The sequence below is a fragment of the Sphingomonas sp. Leaf34 genome (assembly GCF_001421805.1).
Classification (GTDB): Bacteria; Pseudomonadota; Alphaproteobacteria; order Sphingomonadales; family Sphingomonadaceae; genus Sphingomonas.
Genome location: NZ_LMLC01000001.1, coordinates 719,254 through 741,850, shown reverse-complemented (window position 1 = coordinate 741,850; position 22,597 = coordinate 719,254). Strand labels below are relative to the sequence as shown.

Sequence of the window (22,597 nt, the reverse complement as noted above, 5' to 3'; positions counted from 1 at the left end):
GCTAGATCCCGTCGGCAATCTTGAGGCCACCGATCCAGGTGCCCGCGGGCCTCAGACCGGCCGTGAGCGCGACCCAGTCCGCGCGCAATCCCGACGCGAGCGCGCCGCGTTCGTGCGACAGGCCAAGGAATGCGGCAGGGTTGGTCGCCGCCATCGCCGCCGCGGTCACCACGTCGGCATGCGTGCGAGCGACGAGGTTGCGGACCGCGCCGGCCATGTCGAGGTCGGAGCCGGCCAGCGTCCCGTCCTCGCCAAAGCACTTGCCGTCCTCGACATGGATCAGGCGCCCCTGCAGGCGGAAATCCTTGTCGGCCGCGCCGACCGAGGGCATCGCATCGCTGACCAGCATCAGCCGGTCATGCGGGCGGGCGTTCAGCGCAAGCCGCAGCGCGGCGTCGTGGACGTGGAGACCGTCGGCGATCAGCCCGCAATAGACATGGCGATCGTCGAGCGCGGCACCGACGACACCGGGCGCGCGGTGGAGCAGCGGCGACATCGCGTTGAACAAGTGGGTCACGCCGGTCAGCCCGGCGCCGGCCGCCGCGACCATCGTCTCATAGTCCGCATCGGTATGCCCCGCACTGACGATCACGCCGCTTGCGACCAACCGTGCGATCGATGCCGGATCGGTCAGCTCGGGCGCCAGCGTCACCATCACGCGACCCTTGCGCGGACGGATCAGCAATTCGATCATCGCGTCGTCGAGCAGCCGGAACTTGGCCGGATCGTGGATGCCCTTGCGCGCCGGGTTGATCCACGGTCCCTCGATATGCGCACCGACGACGCCGGGCACGCCGGCCAGCATCGCGGCGTCCATCGCGTCGAGCGTCGCTTCGATCACGTCGGGCGTATCGCTGATCAGCGTCGGCATGAACGCGGTCGTGCCATAGGGCGCGTGCGCGGCGCCGATCGCGGCGATGCCCGCGACGGTCGGCTGGTCGTTGAGCAGGACGCCGCCGCCGCCATTCACCTGCGTGTCGATAAAGCCGGGGACGAGCCAGCCGCCGCCCAGGTCGACCGCGTCGGCGGGCGCGCACTCGAGCGGGGTGATCATCGCGATCCGGTCACCGACGACGCGGATCGTGGCGCCGTTCAGCAGGCCGTCCGGCGTGACGACGCTGCCATTGACGACGTGAAACTGGGATTCGTTCATTTCGACGCCGCTCATACCGTCTTCGTGACCTTGCTGAGGTGGAGTGGCGCGTCGGGGTTGAGGCCGCGACGCAGCGAGAGGGCGTTGGCCATCCGGTAGAAGCTCTGGATCATCAGGATCGGCTCGATCGCCGGATGCGCGGTGTAGGCGGCCGGATCGGTGTCGCCGTTCACCTTGGCATCGGCAAGGCAGACGACCGCGCCGCGCGCGCGGAACTCGGCCGCGGCCTCGCGCACGCCGTCGCCGGCGATGTCCGACGTGGCGAACGCGATCACCGGGAAACCGTCATTGACGATCGCCATCGGTCCGTGACGAACTTCGGCGGCGCTGAACGCCTCGGCGTGGAGCGCGCACGTTTCCTTGAGCTTCAACGCGGCTTCCTGCGCGATCCCGTAGCCATAGCCGCGGCCGATCACGAACAGGTTGTTGGCATCGGCCAGCGCGTCGACCACCGACGTCCAGTTCGCGCCGAAAGCGAGCGCGAGCATGTCGGGCAAGGTGTCGATCGCCTTGATCAGCAACTCGTTCTGCGACCAGGCCGCGGTCAGCGCGGCGAAGGCGGCGAGCGCGCAGATATAGGATTTGGTCGCCGCGACCGAGCGCTCGGGGCCGGCCTTGAGTGCGATCATCGTGTCGGCCATCGCGGCGAGCGGCGACTCCTCGTCGTTGACGAACGCGACGACATGCGCGCCCGCCGCCTGATAGGCCGAGACGGTCGCGAGCAGATCGGGGCTGCGGCCGCTCTGCGACACCGCGATCACCAGCGCGGTGCCGGGCGCCATCGGCGCGGCATAAACCGACGATACCGACGGCGCGGCGGAGGCAACAGGGACGCCGAGCAGCGTCTCGATCAGATATTTGCCATAGGTCGCGGCGTGATCCGACGACCCGCGCGCGCAGGTGACGACGACCGCGGGCGGCGCGGCGCGCAGCCGCTCGCCGAGCGCGGCCAGCGCGTCGCGGTTGGCGGCGAGCAGCCGGGCGACCGCATCGGCGGCCTCGGCGGCCTCGCTGAACATCAGTGTCTGCGGCAACGCCGCATTGCCGGCGGTATCGATAGTCTCGGTCACGGTAAGCCCCCCGGCCGGCGCCCGTGCGCCGGCGTCAGATGTCGTTCAGCTCGGCGACGAGGTCGTACGCGTCGCCACGGTAATAGGATTGGGTGAATTCGGCGGCCCGCCCGTCGCGCAGGAAGCCGCGGCGTTCGATGAACAGGCCGGCATGGCCTGCGTCGACGCCGAGCATCTTGGCGTGCTCGGGGCTGAAATGAACCGCGCGCAGGCGTTGCAACGCGCGCACCGGACGGTTGCTCGCGGCCTCGAGCGCTTCGTACAACGAGTCCTGGACGGCATCGATCGTCGGCAGGCAATATCCCGCGATCGTCGAATATTCGAGCGCCATCGGCGTGTCGTCGGCGTAGCGGATCCGCTGGAACCGGTACACCGCCGAGCCTGGCGACAGTCCGAGCGACAGCGATTCCTCCGGCGTCACCATGCCGATCGTCCGGCTGACCCATGCGCTGCTCGGCGTGCGGCCGCGCGACTGCATGTCCTCCGAGAAGGACGACAATTTCGAAAAGCTCTTTTCGACGCGCGTCGCGACGAACGTTCCCGCGCCGCGGCGACGGGTCAGCAGGCCTTCTTCGACCAGCCCGCCGATCGCCTTGCGGACGGTGATGCGCGACACGTCATACTCGATCGCAAGATCGCGTTCGGCGGGCAGCGCATCGTCCTTGGCCAGCACGTTGCGGTTGATCGCGTCGCGGATCAGCTGCTGGAGCTGGACGTACAACGGCGCAGGATTGCCATCCCGGAACCTGCCAATGCTCGTTGAAATGGACATGAAGGCGACTTTCGATGGTGCCGGTATGGATGCCGAGAGCATCGCGACAGGCAGCAGAGGGTGGATACGTTATATATTGGTACTGTTCAAGCGGCTTGCCGAGCGAAACGATCGAGTACCAACTTCAAGTTTCGAACGCCGTCGACGCTGGTGATCCGGCGATCGGCCGCAGCGAACCCGAATTCGCGTTCGCGCGCCTCGTACTTGGCTGTGGCGGAGTCGATCGACGCGAGCGTGGCGCCGCAGGACGCGTGGAGTTCGCGCAGGCCGGCGTCGAGGAACCGACTCGCGTTGCCCGCATCGATCCCGCTGGCGGGCAGAATGACGATCCGCCCGGCGGCCGCACGGTGGAGCGTCGCGAGCATCGCCAGCCCGTCGATCGCCCTGGCCGCGCCGCCCGAGGTCAGGATCCGGTCGAACCCGAGCCCGACCGCGGTCTCGAGCGCGTCGGGGAGGTCGGGACACAGATCGAAGGCACGATGCAGCGTCAGCGAGAGCGGCGCCCCGCGCATCGCCGCGCAGGCCCGCGCGTGATCGACGAGGCGCGCCAAAAGCGCTGCGTCTAGCGTATGATCCGCGCCGCTTGCGCCGATCACGACGCCGGCCAGCCCACCCTCCGCGGCGGTCGCGATTTCCGCGGCGATCATCGCGGCCTCGCGCGGCGTATAGCGGAACCCGCCCTCGCGCGGGCGCACGAGCATATGGACGGGAATCGGCAGCGCGCGCGCCGCCGCGATCAGCGCGGGCGTCGGGGTCAATCCGCCGAGCGACAGTGCGGAGCACAGCTCGAGACGATCGGCGCCGCCCAGAACCGCCGAGTCGATGCCAGCGATATCGTCGACGCAAATCTCGAGGGTCATTCGCAGGCTTTCGATCGGTCGTAATTATATTACGTCTGGCCGATGGAGTCGGTGCGTTCAACGACAAAATCGCGATCGAAAGGCAAGAAATGGTATTATCGCGATCGTGGCGTCGCAGCGGCCGGAGACCCGCATTGCGCCGGGAAAACCCTGCTAAGTCACCTGAAAACGCGGAAAACGCGGGTCATCGCAAAAGTTCCATCGACGGGTAACCAAACTGTAATTTCCGATGGATTTCCCAATCAAATTGGTTATACGATATTCATACCAAGCTGCTCAGATAGTAACCAAAGCAGTACCAGCGGTTGGATGGCGGTGGCGCGGAGATTTTCCGGGTCGGAATGGCGCTGCGGCGTCGATTGGGAAGGGGCTTTGACGATGGTTTTCCGTAAGCAGGTTTTGTTGGCGTCGAGCGCGGTCGTGTTCGGTCTTGCGGGGTCCCTCGTCGCCCCGTCGGCGATGGCTCAGGTCGCAGACGCGCCCCCGACGACCACGCCCGCCGGCTCGGACACGCAGAACGGTGCGCCAGCCACCGTCGATGCGGAGCAGGACATCGTCGTCACCGGCATCCGCGGCAGCCTGCGCAGCGCGATCGCGGTCAAGCGCCAGGCCAACGCGGTCGTCGACGTGATCTCGGCCGAGGATATCGGCAAGTTCCCCGATCGCAACGTCGCCGAATCGCTGTCGCACATTCCCGGCGTCAGCATCGACCGTCGCTTCGGTGAGGGCGAGAAGGTCGCGATCCTCGGCACCGACCCCGCACTCAACCGCATGCTGCTTGACGGCCATGCGCTCGCCTCGGCCGACTGGGGTGGCAACGACAACGACCCGTCGAGCCGCACCTTCAACTATTCGCTGCTCGCCCCCGAGCTGGTCGACCGCCTCGAGGTCTACAAGTCGCCCGAGCCGCGGATCGAGGAAGGCAGCCTCGGCGGCACCGTCATCGTCCGCACGCGCCGTCCGCTCGACCTGAAGGCCAATGCGATCTTCGCCTCGGGCGGCTATTCGTACAACGACCGCTCGGACAAAGGTAATGTTCGTGGCTCGGGTCTCTACAGCTGGAAGAACAAGAACGAGACGTTCGGTGTCCTGGTCGCGGCGACCTACGACAAGCAGAGCCTGACGCGCGCAGGCGTCGAGTTCTTCGGCTATGACAACGTCGCGCCGAACGCGGACGGCACCTACAACAGCCCGTTCGTCAACCGCGCGGCCGACGGCACGCTGAGCCTCAAGAGCCCCGGCGCGACGATCACCGGCGGCACGATCGCCGATCTCTACAAGGCGGCATCGCCGTTCGGCATCAACTATGCCTATTTCCAGCAGACGCGCGAGCGCAAGAGCGTGTCGGGGACGATGCAGTATCGCCCGACGTCGGAGCTGACCCTCACGCTCAACGGTCTGCACATCAACGGCAACTACAACAACTACAGCCAGTCGATGTACACGATCCCCGGCGCGTGGACCGGCGACGTGCTGCAGTCGGCCAATATCAGCAACGGCGTGGTCAACGCGGCGTCGTTCGGCGCCGCCAGGAGCCAGAGCGCACAGCTCGACACGCTGGTCCGCAAGACCAAGCTGAAGACCGACAACATCAACTTCTTCGCCGATTACGAAGGCGATGCCGGCGCCAAGGTGTCGTTCGCAGGCGGCTGGAGCAAGGCGGTCGGCGGGCGTAACCCCGAATATCTGTTCAACGTGCAGACCAAGCTGCCGTACAGCTATGCCTTCACGAACAACAGCTCGACGGTGAACTTCGTCGGCGACCAGACCAATCCGGCGAACTACTTCACCAACCCCAACAACAACCCGGCGCAGATCGAGGGCCGTCCGGTCATCGTCAACGGCACGCAGCTGAACGCGGCACAGATCGGCGGGCAGGACTTCAGCGTCACCACCGACCGCGACATCTTCGGCGGCTACGACGCGACGATTCCCGTCGACTTCGGTCCGTTCACGGAGATCATGCTCGGCAGCCGCGTGACCGACCATATCAACCGGATCGATGCGCGCGGCATCAACACGTATCTCCAGTCGTCGCAGACGATCGCGCAGCTCGGCGCGACCGCGCTCGTCACGCCCGACGGCACGTTCGACGGCAGCGGCGGCATGGGCAATGCGACCAGCTATCTCAACCTGCCGCAGCAGTCGGTGATCGACATCCTGTCGGGGGCGATCAACAGCCCGCTGGTGACCAAGATCGGTGCGTCGACCAAGGTCAAGGAGACGGTCGTCGCGTCCTATGCGCAGGCCAATTTCGACCAGGGCGGGTTCCGCGGCAACATCGGTGGCCGGATGGTCTATACCCGCGACATCTCGAACTATGCGACGACGCCGAGTGGGGTGGCCAATCCGCAGCCGGTGCCGACGCGGACGGTGACCGATTACCTGAAGTTCCTGCCGAGCCTCAACATCGCCTATTCGGTGTCGCCGACGGTAATCGTGCGTGGCGCGGTGGCCAAGGTGATCTCGCGGCCGCGCTATCAGGATCTGGCGGCGGCGACCTCGCTCAACGACACGACTCTCGACGGCGGCGGCGGCAACCCGAACCTCAAGCCATATGAGTCGACCAACTACGAGCTGACCGCGGAATGGTATCCGCGTTCGGGGACGCTGCTGGCGGTCGAGCTGTTCCGTCGCGACATCAAGAACTACATCATCAGCTCGCGCCAGAACGTCGATTACTTCAACGCGCTGCAGAACCGGATCACGACCTACAACGTCAGCCAGCCGATCAACGGCGCCAAGGCGAAGGTCAACGGCGTGCTGGTCTCGGGCCAGGCCGAGATCTGGGGCGGGTTCGGGCTCCAGGCGAACTATTCGTACCAGGACAGCGACACCTCGTCGGTCGATGTCAGCGGTGCGGCGCTCAACCTGCCGTATCTGTCGAAGCACACCGTCAACGTGATCCCGTATTTCGAGAGCGGTCCGTTCCAGGCACGTCTGAGCTACAACTACCGCACCGCCTATTTCCGGACGATCGGTCGTCTGGGCTCGCGCGAGATGGTGGCACCGTACAACCAGCTCGATTTCTCGGCCGGGTTCAACGTGACGCCGGCGGTGACGCTGTCGGTCAACGCGCAGAACCTGCTCGACGAGACGTATCTCCAGTATAACGGTACGCCGGATCGCCCGACCGCGTTCTACAAGAACGGCCGGACGTTCTCGGCATCGCTCTCGTTCCGCATGTAGGCTGGACGAAGCGGCTTCCGACGGCGTGGCGCGTGGCAAGACGCGCCGCCCCGTCGCGACCGAAAGTATAAAGTCACGGCATGATATCGGGATGTATCAGGACAGTGCGGCAGCGAATCCGGCACAGGCGTGCCGGATTCGCCTTGGCCGTGCTGATGCTGCTCCCGTCGCCGGCCTCGGCTGAACGGATCGATCTCGATGCCGGCTGGCGTTTCTGGCTGGCGAAAGATGCGCCGGCCGATCCGGCATGGCTCGCCGGCGATCCGGTGGGTGCGGAAAGCGTGGTCGTCCCGCATAGCTGGCCAGCCACGCGAGGCGCTGGCGCCGAAGGCGTCGGCTGGTATGCGCGGACGCTGGTCGTGCCCGACGCATTTATCGGCAAGCATCTCGAACTGCAATTCGACGCCGTATTCTATGCGGCACGCGTATGGGTGAACGGGACGCTCGTCGGGACGCACGAGGGCGGGCACACCGCGTTCGATCTCGACGTTTCGAAGGTGCTGAAGGCGGGTGCGAACCGGATCGTCGTCGCCGCCGACGATCGGCCGGGGTTCGCGACGATCCCGGGCTATGCGATGCGCTTGGCGGGCTCGGGGAACGTCTGGTACGACTGGTGGCATAGCGGCGGGATCACGCGCGACGTGTCGCTGCGGATCGCCGAGCGCGGACTGATCCGCCGCCAGCGTATCCGGCAGGTTCTGAAGGCCGACAGCGCGACCGTCACGAGTGGCATCGCAATCGAGAATGTCGACCTGACGCCGCATAGTTATTCGCTGACGACGATCGCGATCGATCCGGATGGCCGCATGGTCGCGCGGGCCTTCGCGGGTTTGACGGTTGCGGGGTCGTCGGCGGGGACGTCCGATGCCGCGCTGATCATCGCCAAGCCGCAGCGGTGGCAGATCGGCGCGGGGAAGCTCTATCGGATCGTTGCCGAGCTGCGCGACGAGAAGGGCGTGGTGCTCGACCGGCGCGAGGACACCGTCGGTCTGCTCACGCTCGCGCTGCGCGACCGGAAACTCTACGTCAACGATGTCGCGGTGCGGCTGACCGGCGTCACGCGGCACGAGGATTCGCCGTGGGAAGGCGCCGCAGAGACGCGCGGCACGATCCTGCACGACATGCGCGATTTGAACGCGCTGCACGTCACGCTGACGCGGCCGGTGCATTATCCGCAGCCGCAGAGCGTGTTCGATGCGGCAGACCGCGCTGGCATGCTGCTGATCCCGGAAATCCCGATCTGGCAGATGACCGCGGCGCAGCTTGGCGACCCCCGGCTGCTCGTCCGCGCGAAGGCTATGACGACCGAGATGATCGCCGAAAGCGGCAATCATCCCAGCGTGCTCGCGTGGAGCGTGATGAACGAGAGCGAGGCGGCCACGCCGCAGGGGCTCGCGTTCGTGCGTGCGATGAAGGCGCATATCAACGCGATCGATCCCGGCCGGTTCGTGACCTTCGCGGACTCGCAGATCGCGGAGCGTCCGGTCCGCGTGCCCGCGCTGGTCGAGGCGGACTTCGTCATGGCCAACGCCTATTTCGGAACCTGGAGCGGCGCCGCGGGCAAAGTAGGCCCGTGGCTCGATGCGTTCGACAAGGCGTATCCGGACCGGATGCTCGTCATCTCCGAATTCGGCTGGCCGGGGCCGTTTTCGAAGGACAGCGCGAGCGCCGACGTGGCGCGCACCGACAATCTCAAGGACCAGCTCGCGGCGTTCGCGACGCGGCCCTGGATCGGTGGCGCGATCTTCTGGAGCTATGCGGATTATCGCTCGAACAAGAACCTCTTCGCAGGGCTCGCGGACGGGTATGTCGACCACGGTCTGGTCGATCCCGACCGTCAGCGCCGGCCGAGCTATTTCGCGTGGGAAGCCGCCAACCGTGCGGTCTCCGCGAAGGTCGATCTCACGATGGCGGGCGAGACGCCGACCGGCCTCACCGTCACCGTCCTGGGCGCCGTAAAGGGGGCCTTGCCCTCCTATCCGCTGGTCGGTGCGCGGTTGCACTGGCGCGCGATCGGCGGCGATCGCGTGGTGCTCGGCGAGGGCGAACAGTCGCTTCCCGTAATCGCGCCGGGGGGCACCGCGACGGTGTCCGCCAGCTGGTCGGGCCGTCTCACGCCCGTCACCGTCACCGTCGATATCCTGACCGCGGAGGGCGCGCGCGCAGGCGGCTTCGTCCGCGACTATGAACCGTTCAAGGCCGGCTCGGCCGTCTATCCCCCCGACCCAGCGCACATGCCGAAGGACCCTACATGATCCGTCTCCGCCCTTTGGTGTTCGCGCTGCTGATGACCTCGACCGCGGCGGTGGCCGAGGGGCCGAAGCTGATACCGATGCCCGCCTCGATCGAGGCGAAGGCCGGCACGCTGACGATCGGCGAGGGGGCGGGGATCGTCACGGGCGATGCCGGCGCGAAGATCGCGGCCAAGCTGCTCGCGCAGCAGGTGAAGATCGTCCGCGGGCTCTCGCTGACGAGCGACGCGGGTACGGGGCCGATCCGGTTCGTGCGTGATGCGAGCGTGGCGGGCGACGAGGCCTATGTGCTGAGCGTCGATGCGAAGGGCGTGACGATCGCGGCGAGCGGTGACGCGGGGCTCGTCCACGGCGCAATGACGCTGGCGCAGTTGCTCAGCCCCGATGCGGCGGTCGGCAAGCCGGTCGTGCTCGCGGCGATGACGATCCGCGACGCGCCGCGCTTCACGTGGCGCGGGCTGATGATCGATCCGGCGCGGCACTTCGTGCCGATGCCGACGCTGTACGCGATGGTCGATCAGCTCGCCGCGCAGAAGATGAACGTGCTCCATCTGCATCTGACCGACGATCAGGGCTGGCGCGTCGAGATCAAGCGCTATCCCGACCTGACTCGGATCGGCGCGTGGCGGACGCCGCCGTCGGCGGGTGGTGCTCCGGGCGAGAAGGTCGGCGGATTCTACACGCAGGCCGAGCTCAAGGCGCTGGTCGCCTATGCGCACGAGCGCGCGATCACCGTGGTGCCCGAGATCGACCTGCCCGGCCATGCGCAGGCGGCGGTCGCGTCGTATCCCGCCGAAGTCGGTGTGCTCGGCGATCGGCCTGCGGTCGGTCACGACTGGGGCGTGAACCCGTGGCTGTTCAGCCCGGAGGATCGCAGCATGACCTTCATCAAGCATGTCCTCGACGAGCTGATGGAGGTGTTCCCGTCGCAGTTCATCCATCTCGGCGGTGACGAGGCGGTCAAGGACCAGTGGCAGCGGTCGCCCGCGGTGCAGGCCAAGATGAAGACGCTCGGGCTCAAGACCGAGATGCAGATGCAGAGCTGGATGATCGACCAGCTCGGCGAGTATCTTGCCAAGCATGGTCGCCGCCTGATCGGCTGGGACGAGATTCTCGAAGGCGGGCTGCCGCCATCGGCGTCGGTGATGTCGTGGCGTGGCGAGAAGGGCGCGGTCGAGGCGGCGAACCAGGGGCATGACGTGGTGCTGAGCCCGGCGCCGATAATGTATCTCGACAGCCTGCAGAGCAATCGCAGCGACGAACCGCCAGGCCGCATCTCGAACGGCGATGCGATCGTGCCGCTCGCTCGGGTGTATGCTTACGAGCCCGAGCCGGCGGGGGTGGCGCCCGACAAGGCGAAGCATGTGCTGGGCGCGCAGATCAACGCGTGGAGCGAATATCTTGTGACGCCGCAGCAGGTCGAACACGCGGTCTTCCCGCGGCTGTCGGCGCTGGCGGAGCGGACGTGGTCGCCGAAGTCGGTTCGCGATTTCGACGGATTCGTGTCGCGCCTCGAACCGCAGATGGGACGCTACGCCCGTGCCGGGATCGCCGCCGCCGACAGCGCCTTCGCGGTCGATTTCACGATGGCCGGCACGCGCGGCGATGCGCTGCGTCGCGGCAAGGTGCCGGTGACGCTCGCGACGCAGACGGGCTATGGCACGATCCGCTACACGCTCGACGGCAAGGTGCCGACCGCGCGGTCCAAGGCCTATGCCGCGCCGTTGTCGCTCAAACCCGGCACTACCGTGCGCGCCGCCGCCTTCACCACCGATGGCCATCCGACCGCGGAACCGCGGCTGTTCGAGACGAGCCGTGCCGCGCTGCTGCGCCGGTCGAGTTCGGACCTCGTCGCATGCCCCGATGGCGCGATCGGGCTGCGCGTGCCGCTGACGTCGGAGGCGACCGCGAACACGCCGGTGTTCAACGTCAACATCTTCGACACATGCACGATGTACCCCGCCGCGCCGCTCGATATCGCGCGGAGCTTCACCGTCGATGTCGCCCGCCTGCCGCGGCATTACGGGCTGGCGCATGACGAGAAGGCGCTGCGGCGGCATTATGCGGTGACGACGTATGGCGAGCTCGTGGTGCACACCGGCGGCTGCGACGGCGCGATCGCGGGGACGTTCCCGCTGCCGAACCCGGCGACCAGCCCCAACCGCATGACCTTCCGCGGCACGTTGCCGCAGGGGAAGGGCGATGCGGATATCTGCCTGACGTTCACGGCGTCGATGGAGTCGCCGTTCTACGCGGTCGAATCGATGCAGCTGTTGGAGAAGAAGTGATGCGGCGCACGGCTCTTTTGTTGCTCGCCGCTATTGCTGCGACCCCGGCCTGGGCGGCACCGCGCACCAGCGTCGTGCTCGACAGCGGCTGGTCGATGCGGATCGATCCGGCCGATACCGCGGCGGCGAAGGCGCATCCCAAGGCGGCGCGCTGGTTGCGCGCGACCGTGCCGGGCAGCGCGCAGACCGACCTGATGGCGGCGAAGATCGTGCCCGATCCGTATAAGGGGCTCAACGAGGCGAAGATCCAGTGGGTCGGGCTGACCGACTGGCAGTATCGCACCACGCTGCGCATGACGCCCGACCAACTCGCGCGCGATCATGTCGACCTGGTGTTCGACGGGCTCGATACCTTTGCCGAGGTGCGGCTGAACGGGACGAAGCTGCTCGCCGCGGACAATGCGCACCGGCGCTGGCGCGTGCCGGTCAAGGCGGTGCTCAAGCCCGGTGCGAACGACCTGCTCGTCACCTTCCGCTCGCCGATCCGCACGTTGCAGCCGATGGTGCTCAAGACCGCCAATCCGCTGCCCGGCGAATATGATTCGATCTATGGCGACGAGCCGATGGGCAAGCAGACGTCGCCCTATATCCGTAAACCCAAATACCAATATGGTTGGGACTGGGGCCCCCGGATCGTCACGCAGGGCATCTGGCGGCCCGCGCGGATCGAGGCGTGGGACGACGCACGGATCGAGGCGTTTCGCGTGACGCAGGAAGCGCTGACCAGGACCGAAGCGCGGCTGTCGGCCGAGCTCGACGTGGTGGCGGGCGCGGAGCGGCCGGTCACGGTGCAGGTCGCGGTGACGGGGCCCGATGGTCGGGTGACTCAGGCGGCGCGGACCGTCACGGTCGCGGCGGGTGCGAGCCATGTCGCGGTGCCGGTGAGCATCGCCAATCCGCAACGCTGGTTCCCGGCGGGCTATGGCGCGCAGCCGCTCTATACCGTGAAGGCGACGCTGACCGACGGAACCACGACGATCGACACCGCGCAGCGCCGCACCGGCCTGCGCACCGTCGAACTCCGCCGCGAGAAGGACGCGCAGGGCCGCGGGTTCGCGTTCGTCGTCAACGGCATCCCCGTGTTCGCCAAGGGCGCGAACCTGATCCCGTTCGACATGTTCCCCGCGCGCGTGCCCGAGAGCCAGATCCGCACCGTCATGGCCGGCGCGCGCGATGCCAACATGAACATGATCCGCATATGGGGCGGCGGCTATTACCTCGACGACGCATTCTACGACTTTGCCGACCAGATGGGGTTGATGGTGTGGCAGGACTTCATGTTCGGCGGCGCGGTGACGCCCCCCGATCGCGACTTCCGCGAGACCGTGCGGATCGAGGCGGAGGAACAGGTCGACCGGCTCCAGGCGCACCCCTCGATCGTGCTGTGGTCGGGCAACAACGAAGTGCTGAGCGGCTGGGCGAACTGGTCCGACCGGATCGCGTACAAGAAGGCGGTCGGCGCGGACGAGCAGGAGCGGATCGGCGTCGGCATGGCGGTGCTCTTCGACCGCGTGCTGCGCGATGCCGCCGAGCGCCGTGATCCCGATGCGGTCTATTGGCCGGGCTCGCCGAGCAACAATTACGAGGACAAGCCCGACATAGATACCGATGGCGACCGGCATTACTGGGACGTGTGGGGCGGTAAAAAACCGGTCGAGGCGTATCTCGACAGCTGCCCGCGCTTCATGTCCGAATATGGCCTGCAGTCGATGCCCGAGATGAAGACGATCCGGAGCTTTGCGACCGACGCGGACTTCTCGCCGACCTCGCCGGTGATGAAGGCGCACCAGAAGTTCCTGAAGGGCGAGGGTAACGACCGGCTGCTGTTCTACATCCGCGAGAAGTACCGCGAGCCGCGCGACTTCGCCGAGTTCGTATATCTCAGCCAAATGATGCAGGCCGAGGGGATCGAACTCGCCGCGCTGCATCACCGGGCGTGCCGGCCGGTGACGATGGGGTCGCTGTTCTGGCAGATCAACGACGTCTGGCCGGGCGCGTCCTGGGCAAGCATCGATTATTACGGCCGCTGGAAGGCGCTGCAATATCGCGCGCGGCATTTCTATGCGCCGCTGGCAATTGCCGCCGAGCATAAGGATGGCGCGACCAAGATCAGCCTGATTTCCGACGCGACGACGCCTACGCAGGCGGTGTGGCGCGTGCGGACGCTCGACGTCGACGGGAAGGTGCTGGCGGCGACCGAAACGCCGGCGACGCTTGCGCCTTTGTCGGCGACTCCGGTCGCGACCCTGCCCGATGCGACGCTGTTCGCGGGTGGCGATCCGGCGCGGACGATCGCTGTGGCGGAGTTGGTGGTGGACGGCCGCGTGACCTCGCGCGCGCTCGTGTCGGCGGCGCCCAAGACGATGACGCTGCCCGATCCGGGGCTGACCGCGACATGGGCGGGCGATCGGCTGACGCTGACCGCGAGCAAGCTGGCGCGCGCGGTGTGGATCGATTTCGGCAAGCTCGAGGCGACGCCGTCGGACAATGCGTTCGATCTGCTGCCGGGGGAGAGTGTCACGGTGACTGTAGCGTCCAAGGAGTCCGAGGCGGCGCTGCGACGCGCGCTGACGGTCCGCACACTGGCGGGTATCGCGGCGGTGAAGTCGTGATGCGCATCACCACCCCGTCATCCCAACGAAAGCTGGGATCCAGAGCCACGAACCGCGCCGCCCGTGGCCCTGGATCCTGGGTCGAGCCCAGGATGACGGCTGTTGCGCGGCTCGCGCTTGCCCCGATCGGCCTGTTGCTCGCGTCGTCGGCGCTCGCGCAGACGGTCGATCCGGCCGTCCGCACCATGACGCTCGACGAAAAGGTCGCGCAGTTGCAGAGCGTCGCGCCGGCAATCCCGCGGCTCAACCTGCCGGCCTATGATTACTGGAACGAGGGGCTGCACGGGCTCGCGCGCAACGGCGTCGCGACGGTGTTCCCACAGGCGATCGGCCTTGCCGCGACCTGGGACGAGGCGCTGCTGCGGCGCGTCGGCGACGTCGTGTCGACCGAGGCGCGCGCAAAGTCCAACGCGCTGCCGGCGGGCGACCGCGCGCGCTATCAGGGACTGACGATCTGGTCGCCCAACATCAACATCTTCCGCGATCCGCGCTGGGGTCGCGGGCAGGAGACGTATGGCGAGGACCCGTATCTGACGGGGCGTCTTGGCGTTGCGTTCATCGGCGGGTTGCAGGGGCCGGATCTCGCGCACCCGAAGGTCATCGGCACGCCGAAGCACCTCGCCGCGCATAGCGGGCCGGAGGCGGGGCGCGACGGGTTCGACGTCGATATCTCGCCGCATGATCGCGAGGCGACGTTCCTCCCTGCGTTCCGGATGGCGCTGACCGAGGGGCGCGCGCTGTCGACGATGTGCGCGTACAACGCGATTCACGGCGTGCCGGTCTGCGCGTCGGCCCCGTTGCTCGACCAGACGGTGCGCAAGGAATGGGGCTTCAAGGGGCTGATCGTGTCCGATTGCGATGCGGTCGGGAATATCGCGAACTATCATTATTACCGGCCCGATGCCGCGGGCGGATCCGCCGCTGCGATTGCCGCGGGCATGGATTTCAATTGCGGCCGCACCTACGCGGCGCTCGGCGATGCGGTGCGCCGAGGGCTGGTGCCCGAGGCAACGCTCGACACGAGCCTGACGCGGACGTTCGCGGTGCGGCGGATGCTCGGTGGCGCGTTCGGCGCGACGAGTCCGTGGGACACAATCAAGCCGACCGAGTTCGACACGCCCGCGCACCGTGCGCTGGCGCTGGAGGCGGCGCGCAAGGCGATGGTGCTGGTCCAGAACAATGGCGTGCTGCCGCTCAAACCGTCGGCCAGAATCGCGGTGATCGGGCCGAACGCCGACAGCATCGACGTGCTGGAGGCGAATTATCACGGGACCGCGGCGGCGCCCGTCACGCCGCTTGCGGCGCTGCGGACGGCGTTTGGCGGTGTCCACTATGCGCAAGGATCGAGCATCGCCGAGGGCGTGCCCGTGCCGGTACCCGATACCGCACTGTCGCTGCGGGCTGAATATTTCCGGGGGAGCGATTTCGCGGGGACGCCGGTGGTACGCGCGGACCGGACGATCGACTTCGACTGGGATCGCACCGCGCCCGCACCGGGGATCGATCCAGCCGCGTTCTCGGTGCGCTGGACGGGGACGGTGACTGCCCCGGCTGCGGGGGATTACGTGTTCCGGCTCGACGTGCCGCGCTGCTTCGACTGCAAGGGGCATGATCCGGCGCGCCTGTGGATCGACGACAAGCTGGTCGCTGATGACGATGGCAGCGGCAAGAGCGTCGAGGCGGCGGTCGCGCTGGCCGCGGGCGCGCATATGATCCGGGTCGAGCTGGCGCATAGCGGCGAGGATCAGGGGCTGCGGCTGACCTGGACCGCACCCGCCGATGCGCAGATCGCCGAGGCGGTGGCTGCGGCGAAGGAGGCCGATGCGATCGTCGCGTTCGTCGGGCTGTCGCCTGCGGTCGAGGGCGAGGCGTTGCAGATCGAGGTCGCCGGCTTCTCTGGCGGCGATCGGACCGATATTGGACTGCCCGCCGCGCAGGTGAAGCTGCTCGAAGCCGCCAAGGCCACGGGCAAGCCGCTGGTCGTCGTGCTGATGACGGGCAGCGCGGTCGCGCTGACCTGGGCGAAGGCGCATGCCGACGCGATCCTGGTCGGCTGGTATCCGGGCCAGGCGGGCGGTCAGGCGATCGCCGATACGCTGGTTGGCAGGAGCAATCCTGGCGGGCGACTGCCGGTGACGTTCTACGCGAAGACGCGCGATCTGCCCGCGTTTATCGATTACAACATGCGCGAGCGGACCTATCGCTACTTCACGGGCACGCCGCTCTGGGGTTTCGGCCACGGGCTGAGCTACACGCAGTTCGCTTATGCTGCACCCAAATTGCTGCGCAGCACGATTGCTGCGGGCGAGAGCTTTACGGTCGAGGTGCCGGTCAAGAATACGGGCAAGATCGCGGGCGACGAGGTGGTGCAGGCGTATCTCGTGCCACCCGAACCGGCGGTGAAGCCGCGCTTCAACGATCCGGTGCTGCAACGCCAGCTCGTCGGGTTCAGGCGCGAGACAGTGAAGCCGGGGCAGACCGCTCGCGTGGCATTTACGATCGACCCACGGGGCATGAGCAGCGTCGATACGGCGGGCACTCGTCGCGTCGTGTCGGGCGAATACCGGCTGCATATCGGTGGTGGCCAGCCAGGCGACGGGCCGGGGGTCGATACCGTCTTCACCGTGACGGGAACGAAGGATTTGCCGAAATGATAGACCGCCGCATGCTCATCGCGGGCGCCGCGGCGCTTGGCCTCGCCGGACCGCTTCGATCCGCCGCTCCGTCGTTCGTCAGCAAGCGCCCGAAGCTTGCCGATCGCCGCTACACCAGCCGCGCGGTCGAGGCGGAGATTGCGCGCGTCACGGCGAAGATCGGCGATCCCGAACTTGCTTGGATGTTCGGCAATTGCTACCCGAACACGCTCGACACGACGGTGTTCATGGGGAGCGTGGACGGCAAGCCCGATGCGTTCGTCATCACCGGCGACATCGACTGCATGTGGCTGCGCGACAGCTCGGCACAGGTGCATCCGTATCTGCCGCTGGCGAAGCGCGATCCGGCGTTGCGAACGCTGTTCCGCGGGCTGATCGCGCGGCAGGCGCGGTGCATCCTGATCGACCCCTATGCCAACGCGTTCATGCACGACCCGTCGGCGAAGACCAATCTCAGCTGGTCGCTCAGCGACGACACGGTGATGAAGCCGGGCGTCGGCGAGCGGAAATGGGAGGTGGATTCGCTCTGCTACCCGATGTGGATCGCGCACGCCTATTGGCAGGCGACCGGCGACACCGCGCCGTTCGACGCGCTGTGGGCGGACGGCGCGCGCGCGTCGATCCGCACGTTCCGCGAGCAGCAGCGCAAGGACGGGCCGGGGCCGTATCGCTTCCGCCGGTCGTCGCCGATCGTCGGCGAGAGCATGCCGCTCGACGGCTATGGCCCGCCGTCGCGGCCGGTCGGGCTGATCCATTGCGGGTTCCGCCCGTCGGACGATGCGTGCGTGCTGCCGTTCCTGATCCCGTCGAACATCTTCGCGGTGCGTGCGCTGCGCCAACTGGCGGAACTCGCGACGCGCGCGCGGCCTGATGCGGCGCTGGCGGCGGATGCCACCGCGCTCGCGGACGAGGTCGAGGCGGCGTTGCGGCTGCATGGGGTGACCAAAGGCGCGGACGGCCAGCCGGTCTGGGCGTACGAGACCGACGGCTATGGCAACGCGATCTTCATGGACGACGCCAATGTGCCGAGCCTGTCGGGGCTCGCCTATCTCGGCGCGGTGAAGCCCGACGATCCGCTCTGGCGGCGGACGGCCGCGCGCGCGTGGAGCAAGGACAACGCGTATTTCTTCAGCGGCAAGGCGGCCGAAGGGATCGGCAGCCCGCATACGGGCTTGCGCGAGATCTGGCCGATGGCGATCGTGATGCACGCGCTGAACGCGCTCGAGACCGGTGACAACGCGACCGTCGCGCGCAGCCTCGCCTCGCTGAAATCCACGCATGGCGGCACCGGCTTCATGCATGAATCCTTCAACCAGGACGACGGCGCGAAATTCACGCGGTCGTGGTTCGCCTGGGCGAACGGGCTGTTCGGCGAGCTGATCGTCGACATCGCCGCCAAACGCCCCGCGCTTCTCGGAGTCCGCGCATGACCATTTCCCGCCGTATGCTGTTTGCTGGAAGCGGCGCGCTTGCGCTGACCGCACGCGCGACGTTCGCCGCCACGCCCACCAAGACGACCGCGCCCGACCTGTTCGTCGGCACCGGCGGGCATGGCCACACCTATCCCGGCGCGACGTTGCCGTTCGGGATGGTGCAGCTCAGCCCCGACACCGATGTCGAGCGCTGGGATGCGTGCTCGGGCTATCACCGGACCGATACGTCGATCATGGGCTTCAGCCACACGCATCTGTCGGGCACCGGGATCGGCGACATGCTCGACGTGCTGGTGGTACCGACGCGCGGGAAAGTGCAGCTGACCCCGGGGACGCTCGCCGATCCGGATGCGGGGTATCGCCAGCGCTTCACGGCCGAGCATGCCGAGCCCGGCTATTACCGCGTGACGCTGGAATCGGGCGTGCGCGCGGAGCTGACCGCGACCGAGCGGACCGGGATCCAGCGCCACGTCTTCCCGGCGGGGGCGGGGCATATCCTGGTCGACCTGTCGCACCTGATCCTCGACAAATGGGATCACGGCGTGCTGATCGACGACGCGTCGCTGAACCTCGACGCGACCGGCATGCTCACCGGCAGCCGCCGCGTGTTCCGCTGGGCGAAGGGGCGGCGGATCCACTTCGCGATGCAGCTGTCGCGCAAGCCCGACCGGATCGTGTTCTACGGCAATGACGATGCCCCGCAGGCGGCGGGCGCGAAGGGCGTCGCGGGCAAGCGCGTCAAGGCGGTGCTGCATTATGACGACGCCGGCGCCGCGCCGATCGTGATCCGCACCGGGATCTCCGCGGTCGACGTCGCCGGTGCGCGCAAGAATTTGGCGGCCGAGGCGCGGCATTGGGATTTCGATCGCTACCGTGCCGATGCGACCAAGCGCTGGGCGCCCGCGCTCGAGGCGGTCACCGTCGAGGGCGGCACGGCGGCGCAGCGCACGATCATGGCGAGCGCGCTATACCATGCGCAGCTCGCACCGACGCTCTTTTCAGACGTCGACGGGCGCTATGTCGGGCTCGATCGCAAGGTGCATGACGGCGCCACGAAGGATCGTGCGTACAGCTCCTACTCGATGTGGGACACGTATCGCGCGCTGCATCCGCTGCTCACGCTGATCGAGCCGGCGCGGACTGCCGAACTCGTCGGCGACCTGATCCGGCAGACGCAGCAGAGCGCGTACGGCCCGCCGGTCTGGCCGCTCCAAGGCGTCGAGACGGGCTGCATGATCGGCTGGCACTCGGTGTCGGTGATGGCGGAGGCGCGCGCGAAGGGCGTGCCGGCGAACTATGCCGCGGCGTGGCCGAACGTGCGCCGCCGGTCCTTCGACTTCGCGATGCCCAATCTCGACAACAGTCTGGGGATCAAGCCGTACGACACGATGGGCTACATCCCCGCCGATACGGTGTTCGAGTCGGTCTCGCGCACGCTCGAATATGCGTATGACGATTACGCCTCGGCGCATCTCGCCGATGCGGCGGGTGCGAGCACGGAGGCGGCGCGGTTGCGCAAGCGGAGCGGCAACTGGCGCAACGTCTTCGATGCGTCGATCGGCTTCGCGCGGCCGAAGCTCGCGAACGGGACATGGGCGACGCCCTACGATCCGATCGCGCTCGGCCATTCGAGCAAATGGCGCGATTATACCGAGAGCAATGGCTGGCAGGCGACCTTCCTCAACCAGCACGACGTCTACGGCCTGATCGCGGCGATGGGCGGCGATGCGAAGTTCGAGGCGAAGCTCGACGGCCTGTTCAACGCGCCGTCGACGCTGCCCAAGGACGCGCCGCCCGACATCAGCGGGCTGGTCGGCCAATATGCGCATGGCAACGAGCCGAGCCACCATGTCGCGTATCTGTACGCGTACTGCGGCGCGGCGTGGAAGACGCAGGCCATGGTCCGCCGGCTGCTGACCGAGATGTACAAGGACGATCCCGACGGCATCATCGGCAACGACGATTGCGGGCAGATGAGCGCGTGGTTCGTGCTGAGCGCGCTCGGGCTGTACCCGGTCGATCCGGTGAGCGCGAACTATGTGCTGGGCTCGCCGCTGTTCGACCGGGCCGAGATGCGCGTCGGTGCGGGTAGGACGCTCGTCGTCGAGGCGCGCGGCAATGGCCCAGACCGGCCCTATGTCCAGTCGGTGACGTGGAACGGTCGGCCCTGGACGAAGAGCTGGATTGCGCATGCGGACATCGTCCGCGGCGGACGGCTCGTGTTCGAGATGGGTGCGACGCCCAACCGTGATTTCGGCCGCGCACCCGCGGATCGGCCGCCAGCAACAACCGGAGTTTCGCGATGACCCCCAAATTTACTGGCGATCTCAATCGCCGCGCGTTGATCGCCGGTACGCTCGCCACCGCCGCCGCTGGGCGAGCAAACGCAACGGCTCCCGTCGGTGCGCCTGCCCCCTGGGGTGCGACGCCTAGCGTCCGCCAGCTCGCCTGGCACAAGCGCGAGCGTTACGGCTTCGTCCACTTCACGCTGAACACCTGGACCGACAAGGAATGGGGCTATGGCGACGAGGACCCCAAGCTGTTCGATCCGACCGCGTTCGATCCCGACCAGATCGTCGCGGCGGCCAGGAGCGCAGGGCTGACCGGCCTCGTCCTGACCGCCAAGCATCATGACGGCTTCTGCCTCTGGCCGACCAAGCTTACCGAGCATTGCATCCGCAACAGCCCGTACAAGGGCGGCAAGGGCGATATCGTCCGCGAACTGGGCGATGCGTGCCGGCGCGGCGGGATTTCCTACGGGCTGTACCTGTCGCCCTGGGATCGCAACCGCGCCGATTACGGCACGCCCGCGTACGTCGCGTATTTCCGCGCGCAGCTGACCGATTTGTGCACCAATTACGGCGAGCTGTTCGAGGTGTGGTTCGACGGCGCGAACGGCGGCGACGGCTATTATGGCGGCGCGCGCGAGGCACGGAAGATCGATGCGCCGAAATATTACAACTGGCCGTCGATCATCGCGCTGGTGCACAAGTTGCAGCCGATGGCGTGCACGTTCGATCCGCTCGGCGCGGATATCCGCTGGGTCGGGAACGAGGATGGGCATGCGGGCGATCCGTGCTGGCCGACGATGCCGAACCATCCCTATGTCCAGACCGAGGGCAATTCGGGCGTGCGCGGTGCGCCGCTCTGGTGGCCGGCGGAGACCAACACGTCGATCCGGCCGGGCTGGTTCTATCACGCCGACGAGGATCTGCAGGTGAAGTCGCCGCAGCGGCTGATGCAGTTCCACGACGAGTCGGTCGGGCGCGGCACCAACATGATGCTCAACCTGCCGCCCGATCGTCGCGGTCTGATCGCCGAGCCCGATCTCGCCTCGCTCAAATCGTTCGGCGATGCGTTGCGCGCGAGCTTCAGGACCGATCTGGCGAAGGGCGCGGTGGCGAGCGCTTCGGCGGTTCGCGGGCCCCGGTTTGCGGCCGCCAACGTGCTCGACGGCAATCCCGACACCTATTGGAGCACGCCGGACGCGGTGAAGACGCCCTCGCTGGTGCTCGACCTGCCGCCGGGGCGCCGGTTCGACCTGATCCGGATCCGAGAGGCTCTGGCGCTTGGCGTGCGCGTGACGAAGTTCGCGATCGATGTGGCGGAGGCGAACGGCGCGTGGCGCGAGGTCGCGGTGCACGAGTGCATCGGCGCCCAGCGGATCGTCCGGCTGCCCGCGCCCGTCACCGCGCGCCGCGTGCGGCTGCGGATCGTCGAGGCACCCGCGTGCCCCGCGATCACCGAGCTGTCGCTGTTCCTGAGCGTTGCGCCGGTTGCGGTCGTGGCGTCGCAGGCGACGGGCAACAAGATCATCGCCAAGACCGGGTGGACGATCGCGGGGGCAACGCAGCACAGCCTGGCGATGAAATCGGGCAAGCCGGACTTCGCGGGCGAGACATCGCTGGCGGGCGCGCTCAAGCCGACATTGCCCGGTGCGGAGGCGGTGCTCGACGACGATCTCGCGACCGTCTGGACGACGCCTGCGCCGACGCCCACGAGCGTAATCATGCTGATGATCGACATGGGTAAGGCCGAGCAGGTCGCAGGGTTCAGCCTGACGCCGACGCGTCAGGCGCTGCCCGATGCGGGCCCGCCGGGGCGCTACCGGGTCGAGACGAGCGAGGACGGCAAGACCTGGACGCCCGCGGGCGAGGGGGAGTTCGGCAACATCGCCTATGCCCGCGCGACGCAGCGCATCACCTTCGCGAAGCCGCGCCAGGCGCGGTACCTGATGCTGGGCTTCACCAGCGTCGCGACCGCGCAGCCGAAGATGGCGATCGCCGGGATCGGTGCGTTCCGACCGTAAGCGAC

12 protein-coding genes are annotated in these 22,597 nt (G+C 67.5%); 8 read left to right on the top strand and 4 right to left on the bottom strand.

All coding sequences use genetic code 11. The annotated features are described in order from the left end of the window. Position 1: 1 nt before the first annotated feature. From nagA to ASF00_RS03345, 4 genes are all read right to left on the bottom strand, one after another. A complete protein-coding gene (nagA, locus tag ASF00_RS03360) occupies positions 2-1,168 on the bottom strand; it encodes an N-acetylglucosamine-6-phosphate deacetylase (protein WP_235525589.1) in 1,167 nt (388 codons plus the stop codon). Further along, positions 1,165-2,172, bottom strand: coding sequence for an SIS domain-containing protein (locus tag ASF00_RS03355; RefSeq protein WP_055875329.1), 1,008 nt, complete (start codon positions 2,170-2,172; stop codon positions 1,165-1,167). The genes nagA and ASF00_RS03355 overlap by 4 nt, the downstream gene beginning before the upstream one ends. Before the next feature lie 85 nt (positions 2,173-2,257). After that, positions 2,258-2,995, bottom strand: coding sequence for a GntR family transcriptional regulator (locus tag ASF00_RS03350; RefSeq protein WP_055874063.1), 738 nt, complete (start codon positions 2,993-2,995; stop codon positions 2,258-2,260). 86 nt (positions 2,996-3,081) lie between these two features. Beyond that, on the bottom strand, positions 3,082-3,855 hold the full coding sequence (locus ASF00_RS03345) for a copper homeostasis protein CutC (protein WP_055874060.1): 774 nt from the start codon (positions 3,853-3,855) through the stop codon (positions 3,082-3,084). Positions 3,856-4,233: 378 nt separating this feature from the next. On the opposite strand from ASF00_RS03345, the gene ASF00_RS03340 reads away from it, so the two are divergent. The 8 genes from ASF00_RS03340 to ASF00_RS03305 all read left to right on the top strand — a co-directional run bounded on the left by ASF00_RS03340 (position 4,234) and on the right by ASF00_RS03305 (position 22,592). Next, entirely contained in the window at positions 4,234-7,044 is a 2,811-nt protein-coding gene (locus ASF00_RS03340; RefSeq protein ID WP_055874057.1) for a TonB-dependent receptor, read from the top strand. Between the two features lie 149 nt (positions 7,045-7,193). Continuing rightward, entirely contained in the window at positions 7,194-9,299 is a 2,106-nt protein-coding gene (locus ASF00_RS03335; RefSeq protein ID WP_235525622.1) for a glycoside hydrolase family 2 protein, read from the top strand. Further along, positions 9,296-11,584 carry a beta-N-acetylhexosaminidase gene (locus tag ASF00_RS03330; RefSeq protein ID WP_055874051.1) on the top strand — a complete coding sequence of 763 codons (2,289 nt, stop codon included), beginning with the start codon at positions 9,296-9,298 and terminating at the stop codon, positions 11,582-11,584. The genes ASF00_RS03335 and ASF00_RS03330 overlap by 4 nt, the downstream gene beginning before the upstream one ends. Beyond that, positions 11,584-14,196, top strand: a complete 2,613-nt coding sequence (locus tag ASF00_RS03325) for a beta-mannosidase (protein ID WP_055874048.1) — start codon at positions 11,584-11,586, stop codon at positions 14,194-14,196. The genes ASF00_RS03330 and ASF00_RS03325 overlap by 1 nt, the downstream gene beginning before the upstream one ends. 92 nt (positions 14,197-14,288) lie before the next feature. Then, the gene (locus tag ASF00_RS03320) at positions 14,289-16,850 is read left to right on the top strand and encodes a glycoside hydrolase family 3 C-terminal domain-containing protein (protein ID WP_055874045.1); all 2,562 of its coding nucleotides are present in this window, start codon (positions 14,289-14,291) and stop codon (positions 16,848-16,850) included. Continuing rightward, positions 16,847-18,280 (top strand): glycoside hydrolase family 125 protein, encoded by a 1,434-nt coding sequence (locus ASF00_RS03315; RefSeq protein WP_055874042.1) that lies wholly within the window; start codon positions 16,847-16,849, stop codon positions 18,278-18,280. Before ASF00_RS03320 ends, ASF00_RS03315 begins: the two co-directional genes overlap by 4 nt. Beyond that, the gene (locus ASF00_RS03310; RefSeq protein WP_055874038.1) at positions 18,277-20,589 is read left to right on the top strand and encodes a GH92 family glycosyl hydrolase; all 2,313 of its coding nucleotides are present in this window, start codon (positions 18,277-18,279) and stop codon (positions 20,587-20,589) included. The genes ASF00_RS03315 and ASF00_RS03310 overlap by 4 nt, the downstream gene beginning before the upstream one ends. Next, positions 20,586-22,592 carry an alpha-L-fucosidase gene (locus ASF00_RS03305; protein ID WP_055874035.1) on the top strand — a complete coding sequence of 669 codons (2,007 nt, stop codon included), beginning with the start codon at positions 20,586-20,588 and terminating at the stop codon, positions 22,590-22,592. Before ASF00_RS03310 ends, ASF00_RS03305 begins: the two co-directional genes overlap by 4 nt. The last annotated feature ends 5 nt before the right edge of the window (positions 22,593-22,597 follow it).

Bases quoted from the DNA above. Each gene is read 5' to 3' on its own strand.
- nagA (WP_235525589.1), bottom strand. From the start codon at position 1,168: ATGAGCGGCGTCGAAATGAACGAATCCCAGTTTCACGTCGTCAATGGC.
- ASF00_RS03355 (WP_055875329.1), bottom strand. From the start codon at position 2,172: ATGTTCAGCGAGGCCGCCGAGGCCGCCGATGCGGTCGCCCGGCTGCTC.
- ASF00_RS03350 (WP_055874063.1), bottom strand. From the start codon at position 2,995: ATGTCCATTTCAACGAGCATTGGCAGGTTCCGGGATGGCAATCCTGCG.
- ASF00_RS03345 (WP_055874060.1), bottom strand. From the start codon at position 3,855: ATGACCCTCGAGATTTGCGTCGACGATATCGCTGGCATCGACTCGGCG.
- ASF00_RS03340 (WP_055874057.1), top strand. From the start codon at position 4,234: ATGGTTTTCCGTAAGCAGGTTTTGTTGGCGTCGAGCGCGGTCGTGTTC.
- ASF00_RS03330 (WP_055874051.1), top strand. From the start codon at position 9,296: ATGATCCGTCTCCGCCCTTTGGTGTTCGCGCTGCTGATGACCTCGACC.
- ASF00_RS03325 (WP_055874048.1), top strand. From the start codon at position 11,584: ATGCGGCGCACGGCTCTTTTGTTGCTCGCCGCTATTGCTGCGACCCCG.
- ASF00_RS03320 (WP_055874045.1), top strand. From the start codon at position 14,289: ATGACGGCTGTTGCGCGGCTCGCGCTTGCCCCGATCGGCCTGTTGCTC.
- ASF00_RS03315 (WP_055874042.1), top strand. From the start codon at position 16,847: ATGATAGACCGCCGCATGCTCATCGCGGGCGCCGCGGCGCTTGGCCTC.
- ASF00_RS03310 (WP_055874038.1), top strand. From the start codon at position 18,277: ATGACCATTTCCCGCCGTATGCTGTTTGCTGGAAGCGGCGCGCTTGCG.
- ASF00_RS03305 (WP_055874035.1), top strand. From the start codon at position 20,586: ATGACCCCCAAATTTACTGGCGATCTCAATCGCCGCGCGTTGATCGCC.